The organism is Phytoactinopolyspora endophytica (assembly GCF_004138495.1).
GTDB lineage: Bacteria > Actinomycetota > Actinomycetes > Jiangellales > Jiangellaceae > Phytoactinopolyspora > Phytoactinopolyspora endophytica.
Genome location: NZ_ML142853.1, coordinates 374,799 through 375,423, shown reverse-complemented (window position 1 = coordinate 375,423; position 625 = coordinate 374,799). Strand labels below are relative to the sequence as shown.

Annotated in this window: 1 pseudogene; it reads right to left on the bottom strand. The window is 70.2% G+C overall.

The features are described 5' to 3' along the window. Window positions 1-569, bottom strand: a pseudogene (locus ELR45_RS35075) (hypothetical protein); the annotation flags it as partial. Window positions 570-625 lie beyond the last annotated feature (56 nt).

Sequence of the window (625 nt, the reverse complement as noted above, 5' to 3'; positions counted from 1 at the left end):
CCGGCGTCGGATGCTTCGAAACGCCAGCGGCCGGCCAGGCCTTCCGGGCCGATGGGAAAGTGCGGCGGGGACATCGCCCGGCTCAGCAGCGCCGCCGCCGAGCCGGGATCGTCGGACGTACCGACGCCCTGCGATAGGTGGCCTTGGTCCTCTATCACATCGAGTTGCCGTGCTCTGTCGGCCTCCGTCGTGGCCAACGGGGTGGCAGGGTCGTGCTGAGACCGGTTGGCAGGGTCGTGCTGAGACCGGGTGGCAGGGCCGGTTTGCGGCGAGGTGGTGGAACCGTGTAGCGGCGGGGTGGCAGTCCCAGCCGGTGACCGCGCGCCCGTTGCGATGGCCGGGTATGCGCTCTGCGACGACACATTCTGGGAGGGCACGTGCAGGACGACGCCCGCGTCCTCGCGGTCACCCGCGCGGAAGAAGGGCAGGCCCTGGACGTGGTCCCAGTGCAGGTGGGTCAGGACGATCTCACCGTGGAACGCGTGGCCGCCGAGTGCATGGGACAGGTTGGTCAACCCGGTCCCGGCATCCAGCACGAGTGTCGGTGACGCTTCCCCCGTCAGCGTCACCGACACGCATGATGTGTGACCGCCGACCCGGACGAATTCGCGCCCGGGAGCGGGCG